Here is a 15,914-nt window from a genome sequence, read left to right as displayed (position 1 = left end):
CATCGACAACCTCCTGCCATGGCCTCTCACCACGCTTGACGCCCGAGGCCCAGCACCGATGATGCCTGCAGCTCTCCGACCCTTTCTGCTTGCCGAATGGAACACCATGCCCATACGCCTCCCCAGCCGAAGCATCCTTCTCAGTCTCACACTCTCGCTTGCCGCCTGCTCAACAGCGCCGACCACATCAAACGATCACCAGCCAGCCACAGTACTCCCAGTCACCAGCGCCACCATCCCAGCGGGGCTGAGCCACCCCACCAACGAAGACGCCGCCATCCGCTACCTCGCCGATCAATCCCGCGACATCACGAAGCTCGCGCCCGATTACATCTACCTGCAGCTGCGCAATCGCGCCGATAAACCCGATATCGCCGCCGCCTTCGACCAGTTCCTGCTCGGCAACACCACCTACGCCCGGCAGAAACTCATCAAGACCATCGAACTCGACTTCATCCACGACCCCAACACCTCGGCACTCGACCTCCTGAACCCCGAACTCAGCGCTCATTTCCAGGAATTCGACTGGCAGGAAAACGACTACCCGGGCGGGCCCGAAGGACCCGATGAGCAACTCGCCGACATCCTCACCGATGCCTTCGACATCGTCACCCCCGAACGCAGGGCCAATCGATCCCGGACCGCCGTGATCGTCAGAAACGCCATGACCCAGGAACTCTGGGAATACATCCTCGATCAGTGGGAGCCCGTGCCAGGCGAAGGCGATTGGAAACTCAACCGATACGCCAAAAACGCCTACCTCCAGATGCGCGATGCCGCAGCCGCCGATGGCGTCGACCTCACCATCCTCTCCGGCCACCGCGACCCCGAAAGAGCACGCCAGAACGCCGCCAGAGTCGGCAACAGCTTCGCCGTCGCCAGCTTCTCCTCGCACTCACTCGGACTCGCCATCGATTTTGTGCTCCCAAGAGCCGATGCCGAAGAACCCTTCCGCTTGACGACACGCCCCATGAAGGAAGTCGTCGACATGCGGCGCTCGCCCGTCCACAAATGGCTTCACCTCTACGGCTACCGCCACGGCTGGTATCCGTTCCAGCACGAGCCCTGGCACTGGGAATACAACCCGCCCGGCTTCCGAGATGTCTTCTTCGCCGACTTCCCGGGCGGCCCACCGGCCATCAACCCCTGACCGACAGATAACACGCAGAACACCACGCCGGCATGGCTCGCCACACCCGACAGCCTTGAGCAATCACCGCGCTCCCACAGCACCCTCAGATAACATGCCCGCATGACTGACAGCAGCCTCCGCAGCCGTATCCACCGGGTCATCGCCGACGAACCCGTCGTCGATATGCACACCCATCTCTACCCGCCAGCCTTCGGCACACCCTTCACGGGCAAAGCAGACACGCCCGATCCCAACGGCCTCATGCTCTGGGGCATCGACGCACTCCTGACCTATCACTACCTCATCGCCGAGGTATTCCGCGTTGTCCCCGCCACCATCCTTTCTTACGACGCCTTCTGGTCCATGACCATCGCCCAGCAGGCCGACCACATCTGGAAACACCTCTTCACCGACCGACTACCCGTCAGCGAGGCCTGCCGAGGCGTCCTCACCACGCTCGCCAGCCTCGGACTCGATCCCAACGAGCAAGACCTCAACAAGCACCGCCAGTGGTTCGCCGAGCAGTCACCCAACGACTACACTGACCTCGTGATGCAAAAAGCAAACGTCAAAAGCATCACGATGACCAACAACCCCTTCGACCCCAACGAGCGCCAGCGATGGCTGGACAACCCATCCGTCGCCGACGATCCGAGATTCTCACCGGTCCTCCGCATCGATGAGCTCCTCACCCGCCCGGACCTCGCCGCCGAAACCCTGAATCCCCTCGGCTACAACTTCGACCCCTCGCTCCCCGAAACCAGCCTCAACGAAGCCAGACGCTTCCTCAGTGACTGGATCCAACGCATCAGGCCCATCTACCTCGCCGCCAGCCTCCCGCCCACCTTTACCTACGACGACCCCAGCGCCGTCACCAGACGCATGCTGGACAAGGCCGTCCTGCCCCTCTGCCGCGAACACGACCTGCCCTTTGCTATGATGATCGGAACCATCCGCCAGATCAATCCCTCTCTCCACTCCGCTGGCGACACCCTCGGCAAAGCCAACGCCCTCGCCATCGCCAATCTCTGTGCAGACAATCCTCAGAACCGTTTCCTCGCGACCCTGCTCAGCCGTGAAAGCCAGCACGAACTCTGTGTCACCGCCCGAAAAATCGGCAAACTCACTCCCTTCGGCTGCTGGTGGTTCCTCAATAATCCCTCCATCATCACCGAGATCACCACCCAGCGACTCGAACTGCTGGGCACCACCTTCATCCCCCAGCACAGCGACGCCCGCGTACTCGATCAGCTCATCTACAAGTGGTCCCACAGCCGCACCCTCATCGCCGAGGCCCTCACCAAACAACTTCAGGCCATCGAGCACACCGGCTACCAGATCACCGACGAAATGATCCATGCCGAAGCCCGCCGACTACTCAGCGGAAACTTCCTCCAAACCCTGGCTCAGCACTGAATACCTGCCACATCAGGACTCACCCTAAGCCCCCCAGACAGGGCGGCAGCAGCCGGCTCGATTCTCTACACTCGCCGCCATGAAACACATCAACTGGGGCATCATCGGGGCCGGCAACATCGCACACCCCTTCATACGTGGAATCGCAGAGGTCGCAGACGCTTCCGTGGTCGCCATCACCCGCCGAAGCACCGAGAAAGCCCAGGCCTTCGCCAGCGAATACGGCATTGATACCTTCTACACCGATGCCGATGAACTCATCGCAGACCCCAATGTCCACGTCATCTACATCGCCACGCCGCACCCCGCTCACGCCACCTGGGCCATCCGCGCCATGCAGGCCGGCAAGCACGTCCTCTGTGAAAAACCCGCCGGGATGAATATCTGGCAGGTCCAGGCGATGGTCCGTGCCGCCCGCCAACACAACGTCTTTTTCATGGAAGCCTTCAAGGACCGCGTCCACCCGCTCTTCAAAAAACTCTTCGACACCATCACCGATGGCACCATCGGCAAAGTCCGACTCATCGACGCCGCATTCGGCTTCGGTGGCGACCACGACCCAACCTCCCGCATCCTCGATCCCGCTCTGGGCGGCGGCGCCATCCTCGACGTCGGCTGCTACCCCGTCGCCTTCGCCCGAAAAATCGCAGGACTCGCCAACGGCCAGACCTTCGCCGACCCGCTCGAAGTCAAGGCCTCCGGCTATCCGGATACCACAACCGGCGTCGATCGCGGCGCCTCAGCCATCCTCAGGTTCGAAGGTAACGTCCTCGCAACCGTCTCAACCTCCATCGACGTGAAACAGATCTGGATCCGCGTCCATGGCGAGGACGGCTGGATCGAAATCCCCGGCATGAGCTGGCACCCCGCCTTCGAAAGCGGAACCTGCTCCTTCCTCATCCACGCCAACGACCAAACCCAAACCATCGAGGTCAAGGCCGACAAGCCCATGTTCGCCTACGAAATCGAGGTTGCCTGCCAGGCAATCCGTGCCGGTCAGTCCGAGGCGCCAGCTCCCGCCATGACCTGGGCCGATTCCATCGGCCAGGCCAACACCCTCGACCGCTGGCTCAAGCAGGTCGGCATTAGCTACCCGAGTTCTACCCCCGAGGGCTTTCCCCTTCCGCTCAATGCCGAAAAGCTGACCAAACCCACCCAACCCGCCATGACCTATGGCGACATCCCACACCTCGACCGACCCGTCTCTCGACTCATCATGGGCTGCGACAACCAGCAGGACTTCGCCCACGCCGCCGTCATGTTCGACGCCTTCTTCCAGGCCGGCGGCAACACCTTCGACACCGCATGGATCTATGGTGGCGGCCGCCAGGAAAAACTACTCGGCCACTGGCTCCGCTCCCGAGGCGTCCGCGACGACTGCGTCATCATCAGCAAAGGCGGCATCACGCCCGACTGTCACCCCGAAGCCATCCGCAAGCAGTTCAACGAATCCCTCGATCGACTCGGCCTCGATCAGGTCGATGTCTACATCCTCCACCGCGACAACCCCGACCTCCCCGTCGGCGAACTCGTCGATGTCCTCGACGAACTCCGCCAAGAAGGCCGCGTCAAAACCTTCGGCGGCAGCAACTGGTCCATCCAACGCTTCCAGGCCGCCCAGGAATACGCCGCCGCCAACAACCGCCAGCAAATGTCCGTCCTCAGCAACAATCTCTCCCTCGCCCGCATGCTCAAACCCGTCTGGGAAGGCTGCGTCAGCGCCTCCGATCCCGAATCCCGTGCCTATCTCGAAAAAACCCAGACCGCACTCCTCGCCTGGTCCAGCCAGGCCCGCGGCTACTTCGCCCGCGCCGATGAAAAAACCGACCTCGGCATCGACACCACCGACGATTGCTTCGACAACACCGAGAACCAGCAGCGACGAGAACGCGCTCTCAAACTCGCCAGGCACCACGGCGTCACCGCCGTCAACATCGCCGCCGCCTACGTCCTCAGCCAACCCTTCCCCAGCTTCGCCCTCGTCGGCCCCCGTAATCTCACCGAACTTGACACCACCCTGCCCGCCCTCAACATCAATCTGACCCCCGAAGAGAGAGCCTGGCTCGACCTCGCCACAGACACCTCTCCGCTCTGAAGAACGAAGCGCAGGACCCGCAGACAGGACCGACCAACTCAGCCGTGAAAGCACATGAATGACGTTCGCTTCAGAACACAAGCAACCGCAACATGACGCCTGAACAATCAACCTGAACCGGCCGCCCCCACCCACTGGTGCTTGTCTTGAATCATTCTTAATCTGTACCCGCGAGGTGTTGACTCGCTAACACGCTTGCGTAACGTCAACCAGTATCCATCCTGTTTTACCCCATACCCATTCAAAAAGGCTAGCAAATGGCACACCCCGAAACCCCGCTCCCCGAGTCCACCGGCTCACGCTGCCCCATCCTCAACGCCGGCTCCAGCCTGACCAACCTGGCCGACGCCTCAAAAAACAACTGGTGGCCCAACCAGCTCAACCTCCGCATCCTCGAACAGAACAACCCCAAAGCCGATCCGATGGGCGACAACTTCAACTACGCGGAGGAAGTCAAAACCCTCGACGTCGAAGCCCTCAAGAAAGACATGAACGAGCTGATGACCACCTCCCAGGACTGGTGGCCAGCCGACTACGGCCACTACGGCCCGCTCTTCATCCGCCTCGCCTGGCACAGCGCCGGCACCTACCGCATCCACGACGGCCGAGGCGGATCCGCCTCCGGCACCACCCGCTTCGCCCCCCTCAACAGCTGGCCCGACAACGCCAACCTCGACAAAGCCCGCCGACTCCTCTGGCCCATCAAACAAAAATACGGCCGTAAGCTCTCCTGGGCCGACCTCATCGTCTTCGCAGGCAACCAGGCCATGGAGTCCATGGGGTTCAAGACCTTCGGCTTCGCCTTCGGCCGCGAAGACGTATGGGGACCCGAAGAAGACATCTACTGGGGACCCGAAGCCGAAATGCTCGGCAATGAGCGCTACTCAGGCGACCGCGAACTCGAAACGCCACTCGGCGCCGTCCAGATGGGCCTCATCTACGTCAACCCCCAGGGCCCCGACGGCAACCCCGACCCCGTCGCCGCCGCCCGTGACATCCGCGAAACCTTCGGCCGCATGGCCATGAACGATGAGGAAACCGTCGCTCTCATCGCTGGCGGCCACACCTTCGGCAAAGCCCACGCCGCCGGCGAGCACACCACCATCGGCCCAGAGCCCGAAGCCGCAGGCCTCGAAGAACAGGGCCTCGGCTGGAAGAACTCCCTCGGCACCGGCAACGGTAAAAATACCATCACCAGCGAACTCGAAGGCGCCTGGACCACCGAGCCCACCAAGTGGGACAACAACTACTTCGAGAACCTCTTCGCCTACGAATGGGAACAGGTCAAGAGCCCCGCTGGCGCTACCCAGTGGGCGCCCAAAGACGGCGGCGGCGCTGCCACCATCCCCGATGCCCACGACCCCGAAGTCAAGCACGCACCGATGATGTTCACCACCGACCTCTCCCTCCGCTTCGACCCCGTCTACGAAGGCATCTCCCGAAGCTTCTACGAAAACCCCGACAAGTTCGCCGACGCCTACGCCAAAGCCTGGTACAAGCTCCTCCACCGCGACATGGGCCCCCAGTCCCGCTTCATCGGCCCGCTGGTCCCCGAACCCCAGCTCTGGCAGGACCCCGTCCCCGAGGTCGATCACGAACTCGTCAACGACGCCGACATCAAGCACCTCAAAGCCGAGCTGCTGGCGTCCGGCCTGACGGTCTCGCAGCTCGTCGCCACCGCATGGGCCGCCGCATCCAGCTTCCGCAACACCGATAAGCGTGGCGGCGCAAACGGCGGACGCCTCCGGCTCGAACCGCAGAAGAACTGGCAGGTCAACGACCCCGAGATGCTCTCCAGGACCATCCCCGCCATCGAGAAGGTCCAGAGCGAGTTCAACAACGCCCAGGCCGGCAACAAAAAGATCTCCTTCGCCGACACCGTCGTCCTAGGCGGCTGCGCAGCCATCGAGAAAGCCGCTAAGGAAGCCGGCTTCGACATCACCGTCCCCTTCTCGCCAGGCCGCACCGACGCCACCCAGGAAACAACCGACGCCGAAGCCATGGCCGTCCTCGAAACCACCGCCGACGGCTTCCGCAACTACATGCACCAGGACCACAAACGTCCCGCCGCCGAACTGCTCATCGACAAGGCCCACCTCCTCAACCTCACGGCCCCCGAGATGACCGTCCTCGTCGCCGGCATGCGTGCCCTCAACGCCAACACCGGCCAGTCCCAGCTAGGCGTCTTCACCAAAACCCCAGGCACCCTTACTAACGACTTCTTCGTCAACCTCCTCGACATGACCATCGAGTGGAAGCAGTCACCCCGCTGCGAGCACTTCTACGAAGGCCGCGACATCAAGACAGGCGAAATCAAGTGGACCGCCAGCGCCGTCGACCTCGTCTTCGGCTCCAACTCCCAACTGCGAGCCATCGCCGAAGTCTACGGCTGCGAAGACGCCAAACAAACCTTCGTCCAGGACTTCGTCGCCGCCTGGCACAAAGTGATGAACCTCGACCGCTTCGACCTCTAAGCCCATACCAAGGCTGCAGACACACTCATCGACAAACGGCAGGACCCTAAGTCCTGCCGTTTTCTTTTGAACACAAGCCCCATAGCGTCATACCGGAACGCGCAGAAAAACAGGGACCCGCGATGTCGCAAGTCCCTGTCAATCAAGCAATAGCGGGGAAGGATTCTTATCTGTCTGAACAGATTCGAATCGAGGTCTGGCACTATCAATCCTACTAGTCAAAATGCTATTTGCAGGAACATAAGTGAATTCTAGATCTAGTCTTAGAGCAATCAATTGCTTGTAAAGGCCAGTTTCTGTAAGCTTAGGAAGAATCTATCTCGACATGGGAAAGGGAGATCATGAGACTTCGCACTGCCACGGCCCTTGCCGCTTCGCTATCAATTTCGTTCGCGGGTACAGCTGACGGCCTCACTTTTTACCTTTCAGAAGATCTCGACCCCGTCCCCTCCGGCAACGCGTCGATCACCGCGGCAGTCGGCACCACCACGACACTGTTCCTCTGGGCCGAGTTGAATGTCGGCGAACTGCTCACCGACTTCGCACTGGAGCTGACCGAATCCGGCTCCGCTGGCCCGTTGGCGACGGTCAGCACCCAGTTGTGGGACGACCCCGTTACGATCAACCGCTGGAGCTCCAGCAGCCAGAACGTGATCGAGTTCTCCTTCGCCGGTCATGCGGAAACCTTCGGTGCCGGCTTGGACCCGGCCGACGCCTCCGCTTTTGACCCGCTGTTCAACCGTTACACGGACACCGACAGCGGCAAGTCCTATTTCCGCATCGCGGACTGGTCGTTCACACCGACAAGTGCCGGAACCTTGGATCTCTACTTGACTACCCGAGGTCCGTCGCTGTTAAGTGAACCCGCCTTTGACGGCACCTATGCGGACATCTTCTTTGGCACCGGCGACGCCCCCCTCACCTCTACCGAACTATCGACGCCCGGAACGACCTCGGCTCTGCCCGACGCATCACTAGTCATCATTGATCCGATTGTCGTCAACCAAACGGTGATCACGGCAACATGGACCGGGTCTGGTGGAAGCAATGTCTACAGCGAAGCAACCAACTGGGATGTCGGCATCGTGCCGATCAACACAGCAAGTGATCGTTACGCGGCCGTGATACCTGCATCTGCATCGGTTGCGTTGGATCTGACGGGTCAAACACTCGAAGTCGATTCGCTGGAACTCTCGGGTAGCCTCTCAGCATCTGGCTCAGGTTCCTACAGCGTCTTAAGCAATTCGTTCATCGGTAATGGTGTCCTCAATGCCAGCCTCGGAGCCGAGGTACAGGTCGCAGACGTCGAGATCCTGACAAGCAGCAACAACCGCAACGATGTGATTCTGTCATCTGATGGTCCAGGTTCTCTGCTTGATCTGTCAAGTGTTGAGTTGTTCACGCACGGTTATCAGTTCGGTGCTCGTAACCAGACGGTGTCGGCCACCGGTGGCGGTGTGATCGATCTGTCGGGCCTGACGCTTCTGCGGTTCACAGGCGGTAACGATGATGATTGGCTGTTCTTCCAGGCCCAGGGTGGCGGACAGATCGATCTGTCTTCATTGGCGACGATCGAGGCGTCGACCAATGGCAGGGCATTGGTTCAGTTCATCGCCAACAACAGCACGCAGGATCTGCCCGCGTTGACGACGGCGGGTGACACGCAGCTGGTAGCCGGTACGGATGGCGTGATCAATGCCCCGATGCTGACGCAGATGACCGGTGACGCTGGTGTCGTGGATCTTCGCGGAGGCGGCACGCTCTTGGCCCCACAACTCGCTGGCACGCAACACACGGACTTCTACGTGGATGACGGCTCTTCGCTGACGGTGTCGCCTGCTGGTCTGGGTTCGATCGATAACAGTCGCTTCTTCGTGGAAGACGGGGCGGTGATCGATCAGGTCACAGCCACGTCGTATACCACCGATGACCTGAACGTGAACGATGTCATTCTGTCTTCTGACGGTCCAGGTTCGTTGCTTGATCTGTCGAGTGTGGAGTTGTTCACGCACGGTTATCAGTTCGGTGGTCGTAACCAGACGGTGTCGGCGACCGGCGGTGGTGTGATCGATCTGTCGGGCCTGACGCTGCTGCGATTCAGAGGCGGTAACGATGATGATTGGCTGTTCTTCCAGGCCCAGGGTGGCGGACAGATCGATCTGTCTTCATTGGCGACGATCGAGGCGTCGACCAATGGCAGGGCATTGGTTCAGTTCATCGCCAACAACAGCACGCAGGATCTGCCCGCGTTGACGACGGCGGGTGACACGCAGCTGGTAGCCGGTACGGATGGCGTGATCAATGCCCCGATGCTGACGCAGATGACCGGTGACGCTGGTATCGTGGATCTTCGCGGAGGCGGCACGCTCTTGGCCCCACAACTCGCTGGCACGCAACACACGGACTTCTACGTGGATGACGGCTCTTCGCTGACGGTGTCGCCTGCTGGTCTGGGTTCGATCGATAACAGTCGCTTCTTCGTGGAAGACGGGGCGGTGATCGATCAGGTCACAGCCACGTCGTATACCACCGATGACCTGAACGTGAACGATGTCATTCTGTCTTCTGACGGTCCAGGTTCGTTGCTTGATCTGTCGAGTGTGGAGTTGTTCACGCACGGTTATCAGTTCGGTGGTCGTAACCAGACGGTGTCGGCGACCGGCGGTGGTGTGATCGATCTGTCGGGCCTGACGCTGCTGCGATTCAGAGGCGGTAACGATGATGATTGGCTGTTCTTCCAGGCCCAGGGTGGCGGACAGATCGATCTGTCTTCATTGGCGACGATCGAGGCGTCGACCAATGGCAGGGCATTGGTTCAGTTCATCGCCAACAACAGCACGCAGGATCTGCCCGCGTTGACGACGGCGGGTGACACGCAGCTGGTAGCCGGTACGGATGGCGTGATCAATGCCCCGATGCTGACGCAGATGACCGGTGACGCTGGTATCGTGGATCTTCGCGGAGGCGGCACGCTCTTGGCCCCACAACTCGCTGGCACGCAACACACGGACTTCTACGTGGATGACGGCTCTTCGCTGACGGTGTCGCCTGCTGGTCTGGGTTCGATCGATAACAGTCGCTTCTTCGTGGAAGACGGGGCGGTGATCGATCAGGTCACAGCCACGTCGTATACCACCGATGACCTGAACGTGAACGATGTCATTCTGTCTTCTGACGGTCCAGGTTCGTTGCTTGATCTGTCGAGTGTGGAGTTGTTCACGCACGGTTATCAGTTCGGTGGTCGTAACCAGACGGTGTCGGCGACCGGCGGTGGTGTGATCGATCTGTCGGGCCTGACACTGCTGCGATTCACAGGCGGTAATCAGGATGACCGACTGACATTCCGTTCTCAGGGTGGCGGTGCGATATATCTTTCCAGTCTCGACCTGATCGAGGGGTCGACCAATGGCAACGCAAAGTTTGAGTTTATTGTCGAAGCAGAGAGCTCTCTGATCTTGGGGACTTTCAGAGGATCGCGATCTGAACTGAGAGTGACTGATTCAACAGCTAACGTGAATGTGCTTGGTGATCTCAGGTTAGAGCCGACCTCATTGATCGATGTCAATCCCGGCACCACTCTGTCAGTGGGAGGATCGGTAGAGATTCAAGCAACAGATGAAGCCCGCTGGGGTTTGGACAACGCTCGCTTGACACTGACTGGAGAGAACAGCCGGTTACTTGAGGTTGCTAGCGAAGATCTGCAATTAGTTGGCTCAGGTGCTGGAAACTTCGGTATAGGCCAGTTGGTGGTCGAGGGTTCAACAGCGGGTCCCGGCCCAGTGATCCAACTCGTTGATATCTTTGACAGCGGAAACCGTACGCAACCCCTAGAAGCGCTCTATCTCGATGGACTCGGCGGGTCTGATGGTCTGATCATCGAGGATAACGCGACACTCTTGCTCAACGGTCTTGAAGTTTATGCTCGCGTTGCAGGCATCATGACGCATCTCAATGGACTCTTTCCTGCTGGAGTCAACGAAATTGCATTCGGCGGCGGAACACTCAAGCTTGTTAGTGACAGCTCTTTGCTAGGCGATATCGATCTCGACGGCGACATCGACGCCGACGACATCGATCTGCTGCTCTTGGCAGTCTCCGAGGCGTCGGATCAGGAAATCTTTGACCTCGATATGGATTCCGCCGTCTCAGCGGCCGACGGCGATCTGCTCATCGAAGGTATCCTCAACACCTTCTACGGCGACGCCAACCTCGATGGCGCTGTCGACCTGATCGACCTGTCTCTGCTGGCTTCGAACTTCGACGGTCCTGCTGGCTGGGCCGGTGGCGACTTCAACGGAAGCAGGACGGTGGACCTGATCGACCTATCGCTGCTGGCCTCGAACTTCGGCTCTACAGCGAGTGTGCCAGAGCCCGCAGCAGGCCTTATCATTTTGCTGGGGTTAGGACTGAAATCCCGACGCCGGCACTCGGCTTGACCAAGCTGAGGAGTTCTGACTCAATAGCTATCTATGGGTGAGCATTTCAGCAACTGGCAAGCAGAACAACCCGAACTAATAGCTAGAGCCGCCCAGTGGATTGCTCCAATGGCGGATGAGCTTACAGACGCATTTCAATCGGTTCGTACTCGTGCCCCTTTGGAATCGCCTCGAGATTATTACTTCTGGGCCTGGCGTCAGCAGTATTGGCGAATTGTCAGCCAAGCGACCCAGAAGCAGATAGAGGTATTCATAGATGCTGTTGTTGATTTTCTCCAACAGCGCTATGGTGATCAGCTCAACCCATCTCATGCAGAGAGATTCTTTCAGGAGTATTTGATCACTCAGTGGGAGAAAGGCTCGCAAACTCATAAATCACTAGCAGACATCATCTACCTACGATTTATGTTTACCAGTCGAGTATTAGTTCCCTGTCTGGTCTTCTTTGAGTGCCTTCCAATCTTTCTCTTGCGATCAGCACAGAAGGGCGATCTACAGGCCATGCAAGACTTGTTGAGCCTAGATCCGTCAATGGTCGGCGACCGGTTTGTCTCTCAGCACTGGTATCGGATCATGATTCACGGACCTGAGGTGCAACGCGAGCTGCTACTTCAAGCTATCCAGCGTCCGCCAGGACGCAAGTACGACCGAAAACGTATGAAGGCGACGATTGCAGCAATACTTAAGCTAATCGCTGCTAAAAAGGGACATGATCTCACTGCTACAAGCTTGCAGAAGATGTTCGATGCCCTCGAAAAGGATCGGACCGGCAACCTTATGGACACTGATCTTCAAGATACGCCCGATGCGTGGCGAAAAGCTATACAGCGTCAGCAGGAAATGCTGACGGCTCCCTGGCAAGCCAAGTCGCAGAGCTAGATCAGTTCCATCAGTATTTACTGGGACATTTTCCAGGCGGATATTTGTCCCACAGGACAAAGATCCGTCTCCGAATTGTCACGGTCTTTCGCAAGCTGAACAGTCATCCTTGCAAGGGTGAAGTGTCAAGCAGGACAACACGGCGACCGAACTCGCTGGAACCTCCAGCCTGCTATCAACCCGCGTGATGCTTGGGCCGAGGAGTCCGCTAGAGACTTGGCCTGTCGGCAGCTGGCACGGCTCATCGTCAAAGAGATCATGGGGGATCTGGCCCCTGAGCCCTTCCGTGGGGGCTCCCCCGGGAACCGGGGGACGGGAGGGGGTTCGACCGGGGACGATAACGCTAGGGAACCCAGTCAGTTCAAGGCCTCACTAGCCGTCTCAGGGCCAGAAGGGGGGCTTGTGACTAACAGCCCCCCCGCTAACGTAATCATGGCCCCTGACGAGCCCGCCCGCGTACTCGCCAGCGGTCTCGATACGCTCTACCTCTCACTACAGGTCCGCTGGATCGATCAGACCTTCCTCGAACGCCTGGACGATCTCAAAAAGCAGGCCAGAGCCGAGCATCGATCGATCCCCGTAGTGATGCCCGCAGATGATCAGGCCAAGGCCACCTTCGATCTGAGTGAGAACGGCGTCAGCGGCTACGCCTACCTGCTCAGAAGCCGAAGTCTAGTGTTGAAGGTGGGCGGATGGATCGAGCCAGGCTCCCGTCCAAGTGTCGTCATCGAGATAGGGTCGGAAGCCCTTTGGCACCACACCCCGCAGGAGATCGTCGATCGGGCTCGGAACCTCATCGAGTCCAATGGGGGCGAAATCCTTGAAACCAAAGTCAGTCGAGCCGATCTCTGCATCGATATCCTGCTTCCCGAAGACCAATGGCACGATCGATTGGCAGACCATAAAGTCACTCGATCACGCAAGTATGCGGCTTACCATGAAGGCCCAACCTTTAGCGGGTTGAGCATCGGTTCAGGTGACTTGCAAGCCCGTTTCTATGACAAACCCCTTGAGATTAAGAGCAAGGGGGATAAGGGTTGGTTCTTCGATATCTGGGAATTGGAACAGGTGACCAAAGGGTTTCGGGTCATCCGAATTGAGTTTCAGCTGCGACGCGAAACCCTTAAGCAGTTGGGTGTCGGCGATTACCCAACCTTCATCGAAGGGTTGCGAGAGGTTTGGGGTTACCTAACTCAGAAGTGGTTGCGAATGGTTAGGGATAAGGTCCACCACAACATCGAAGCCTTTCTGCCGTGGTGGGAAACGGTTCAAACCGGGTTTATGGGTCAATCCAAACCTCAACCCATACTCCGAACCAAAACCCATCGGATATCGGAAAAGCAGATGGCCGAACAGGCTTGGGGAGTCGTAACCTCCGCGATTGCCTTGAACCGGCAGGGTGATCAAACCCAAAGGCAACGCCAGATCGATCCCTCAACCGCAATTCTCGAACTCAAAAGGCTTCTAGATCGACACCCGATGCCGATCGATAACTTCCGCGATCGGGTAGACGAAAAGATCGCACGTTACGAAACCTTTGAAACGGGTTTTGCCGAATCTCCTTCCCATCGTCCGCCCGCCGCTCTATCCTTGCCGAAAACCCAGACCCAAAGCAGGGAATCGGCATGACTAAGGCTTACGGTTACGTCCGGCGTTCGACCGATCGGCAGGAGGAAAGCCTGGAACAGCAGCGGCAGCAGCTGGAGGCTTTTGCTGAGCGTCATGGTTGGCAGATTGTTGGGCTGTACCAGGACGACGCAATCAGCGGCAGCGATATGAAGCGTCCGGGGCTTCGCCGGATGATTCACGATGCCGAAACCAATGATGAAGTCGAGATCGTTCTGGCTTGGGATCGGAACCGCCTGGCCCGCCCCAAAGACCCAGTGGATGGCATGTTGCTGGAACGGAAGCTGGCCGATGCTGGGAAGAAAGTGGTCTACGCCGCAACCGGGCTGACTACTGAGCGGACCTTTACCTCCGATCTCATTGGCTTTGTTGAGCACCACCAGAATGGCGACTACCTCCGCAAGCTCTCCCGCGACACGATGCGAGGAACCGTCGATCGAGCCCGCAAAGGCCAGTGGCCCGGTGGACCGATTCCCTTTGGCTTCGATCGCCTGATTCTTGGGGAGGGTGGTAAGCCCCTGCGAATCATCCGCGATATCGGCGACGGCTCGCAAGCGATTCTTGATCCGATCTCACGAGATGAGATCGAACGACTGCCCAAGGACCGTAAGTACAAGAAGCAGGAACATGAAATCTGTACCTTGATCCCCTCTGAGCCTGAGCGGGTTCGAGCGGTTCAGCGGCTATTCAAGGACTACGCGGCAGGCGTCCCGACTCGTCAGCTCCGCGAAGCCCTCAATGATGCCGGGTTCCGAACCTCTCGCGGCAACATGTTCTCGATCCCAACGCTCAATCCGATGTTCGAGAATCAGGCTTATATCGGTTCTTGTGTCTACAACCGCCGGACGCTGAGCAAGTGGCACACCTACGCCGACGGTCAAAGTGTCGAACGTAAGCAAGAAGGCATCGAGAAACGGCCCGAAGAAGACTGGATCGTCGCTGAGGATGCATGGGAAGCCCTGATCGATCGCGATCTATTCGAGCAGGTTCAGCAACGCCGCAAGGCGTCCAAAGACAAGCATCAGAAGGTCATGGGGCAGGTGGTTCACTCCACCTTCTTACTTACTGGCCTGTTCCGCTGCGGCGTCTGCGGCGGAAGCATGACCGGGGCCTCACGGCGAGCCGCTGGAGGGGTCAAGAATCGCCGGTACGTCTGTAGCACGAATCACAACGGCCACAAAGACCGCTGCCCAAAGCGGTACGAGGTCCCTGCCGATCCCATCGAGCGGCACGTCCTGGACACTATCGTCGATGACCTACGTCATCTTGCAGAGGATGACCGCCTGCACGAACTCATCCGCGAGCAGATCAATGAGGCACTAGGCGGTCGGCAGGATGCGAGCAGTGAACTCCAGAAGCGACTCGCCGAACTCGATCAGCAAGCCGCGAAGCTCCGGGATCACCTGTTGGCTCTGGATCCAGCTGCGGCCAAGTCACTCGGTCTCTATGAGCAGGCTGAGTCACTGGCTTCCAAGCGAGCTGAGATCGAGCGGAAGCTGGCTCAACTGACCGAGTACCTGCCCAACCTGCCCGATGCCGGGTTCATCCGGGAAAAGGCACAGAAGGCTTTGAGCAATCTACGAGACGTTCTAGCCAATGGCACCATCGAGCAGAAGCGAGAGCTAATCGCTGTCTATGTCCAAAAGATAAAGGCTGATCCCGACACAAAAAGTGTCATGATCAGCCTTTACCCGGCCTTGTTCAGACCGTTAATAGCGGGGACTGGATTCGAACCAGTGACCTCCGGGTTATGAGCCCGACGAGCTACCAGGCTGCTCTACCCCGCATCCTGATTCTAGGATTATAAGCGATCTGACCCGCTCGTCAAACACTAACAAAAGGGCCCCGCCATCGCA

Annotated in this window: 8 protein-coding genes and 1 tRNA gene; 8 read left to right on the top strand and 1 reads right to left on the bottom strand. The window is 58.9% G+C overall.

The genetic code is table 11. The features are described from left to right. Positions 1 to 58 precede the first annotated feature (58 nt). The 8 genes from ACQZAB_RS12975 to ACQZAB_RS12940 all read left to right on the top strand — a co-directional run bounded on the left by ACQZAB_RS12975 (position 59) and on the right by ACQZAB_RS12940 (position 15,812). Positions 59 to 1,150 (top strand): D-alanyl-D-alanine carboxypeptidase family protein, encoded by a 1,092-nt coding sequence (locus tag ACQZAB_RS12975; RefSeq protein WP_428389943.1) that lies wholly within the window; start codon positions 59 to 61, stop codon positions 1,148 to 1,150. Positions 1,151 to 1,252: 102 nt separating this feature from the next. Next, positions 1,253 to 2,548: a glucuronate isomerase gene (locus ACQZAB_RS12970; protein WP_428389942.1), complete on the top strand. Its 1,296-nt coding sequence runs from the start codon at positions 1,253 to 1,255 to the stop codon at positions 2,546 to 2,548. A 79-nt stretch (positions 2,549 to 2,627) separates the two neighbouring features. Then, on the top strand, positions 2,628 to 4,643 hold the full coding sequence (locus tag ACQZAB_RS12965; protein ID WP_428389941.1) for an aldo/keto reductase: 2,016 nt from the start codon (positions 2,628 to 2,630) through the stop codon (positions 4,641 to 4,643). 257 nt (positions 4,644 to 4,900) lie between these two features. Continuing rightward, positions 4,901 to 7,117 carry a catalase/peroxidase HPI gene (gene katG, locus ACQZAB_RS12960; protein ID WP_428389940.1) on the top strand — a complete coding sequence of 739 codons (2,217 nt, stop codon included), beginning with the start codon at positions 4,901 to 4,903 and terminating at the stop codon, positions 7,115 to 7,117. Positions 7,118 to 7,458: 341 nt separating this feature from the next. Continuing rightward, complete coding sequence (locus tag ACQZAB_RS12955) at positions 7,459 to 11,553, top strand: beta strand repeat-containing protein (protein ID WP_428389939.1); 4,095 nt, start codon at positions 7,459 to 7,461, stop codon at positions 11,551 to 11,553. A 33-nt stretch (positions 11,554 to 11,586) separates the two neighbouring features. Continuing rightward, complete coding sequence (locus tag ACQZAB_RS12950; protein ID WP_428389938.1) at positions 11,587 to 12,432, top strand: hypothetical protein; 846 nt, start codon at positions 11,587 to 11,589, stop codon at positions 12,430 to 12,432. Positions 12,433 to 12,864: 432 nt separating this feature from the next. Continuing rightward, a complete protein-coding gene (locus ACQZAB_RS12945; RefSeq protein WP_428389937.1) occupies positions 12,865 to 14,061 on the top strand; it encodes a hypothetical protein in 1,197 nt (398 codons plus the stop codon). Then, positions 14,058 to 15,812, top strand: coding sequence for a recombinase family protein (locus ACQZAB_RS12940; RefSeq protein ID WP_428390166.1), 1,755 nt, complete (start codon positions 14,058 to 14,060; stop codon positions 15,810 to 15,812). The genes ACQZAB_RS12945 and ACQZAB_RS12940 overlap by 4 nt, the downstream gene beginning before the upstream one ends. On the opposite strand, the gene ACQZAB_RS12935 is transcribed toward ACQZAB_RS12940, so the two are convergent. After that, positions 15,772 to 15,845: transfer RNA gene (locus ACQZAB_RS12935), tRNA-Met, on the bottom strand. The two genes, ACQZAB_RS12940 and ACQZAB_RS12935, sit on opposite strands and share 41 nt — an antisense overlap. Between the last annotated feature and the right edge of the window lie 69 nt (positions 15,846 to 15,914).

This window comes from Mucisphaera sp., assembly GCF_965279675.1.
Lineage (GTDB): Bacteria > Planctomycetota > Phycisphaerae > Phycisphaerales > Phycisphaeraceae > Mucisphaera.
Note: the sequence above shows the minus strand (reverse complement) of the source record. Positions and strands in the feature narration are given on the sequence as shown.

Excerpts from the sequence above, each read along its gene's own strand:
- ACQZAB_RS12975 (WP_428389943.1), top strand. The coding sequence starts at position 59 with ATGATGCCTGCAGCTCTCCGACCCTTTCTGCTTGCCGAATGGAACACC.
- ACQZAB_RS12970 (WP_428389942.1), top strand. The coding sequence starts at position 1,253 with ATGACTGACAGCAGCCTCCGCAGCCGTATCCACCGGGTCATCGCCGAC.
- ACQZAB_RS12965 (WP_428389941.1), top strand. The coding sequence starts at position 2,628 with ATGAAACACATCAACTGGGGCATCATCGGGGCCGGCAACATCGCACAC.
- katG (WP_428389940.1), top strand. The coding sequence starts at position 4,901 with ATGGCACACCCCGAAACCCCGCTCCCCGAGTCCACCGGCTCACGCTGC.
- ACQZAB_RS12955 (WP_428389939.1), top strand. The coding sequence starts at position 7,459 with ATGAGACTTCGCACTGCCACGGCCCTTGCCGCTTCGCTATCAATTTCG.
- ACQZAB_RS12950 (WP_428389938.1), top strand. The coding sequence starts at position 11,587 with ATGGGTGAGCATTTCAGCAACTGGCAAGCAGAACAACCCGAACTAATA.
- ACQZAB_RS12945 (WP_428389937.1), top strand. The coding sequence starts at position 12,865 with ATGGCCCCTGACGAGCCCGCCCGCGTACTCGCCAGCGGTCTCGATACG.
- ACQZAB_RS12940 (WP_428390166.1), top strand. The coding sequence starts at position 14,058 with ATGACTAAGGCTTACGGTTACGTCCGGCGTTCGACCGATCGGCAGGAG.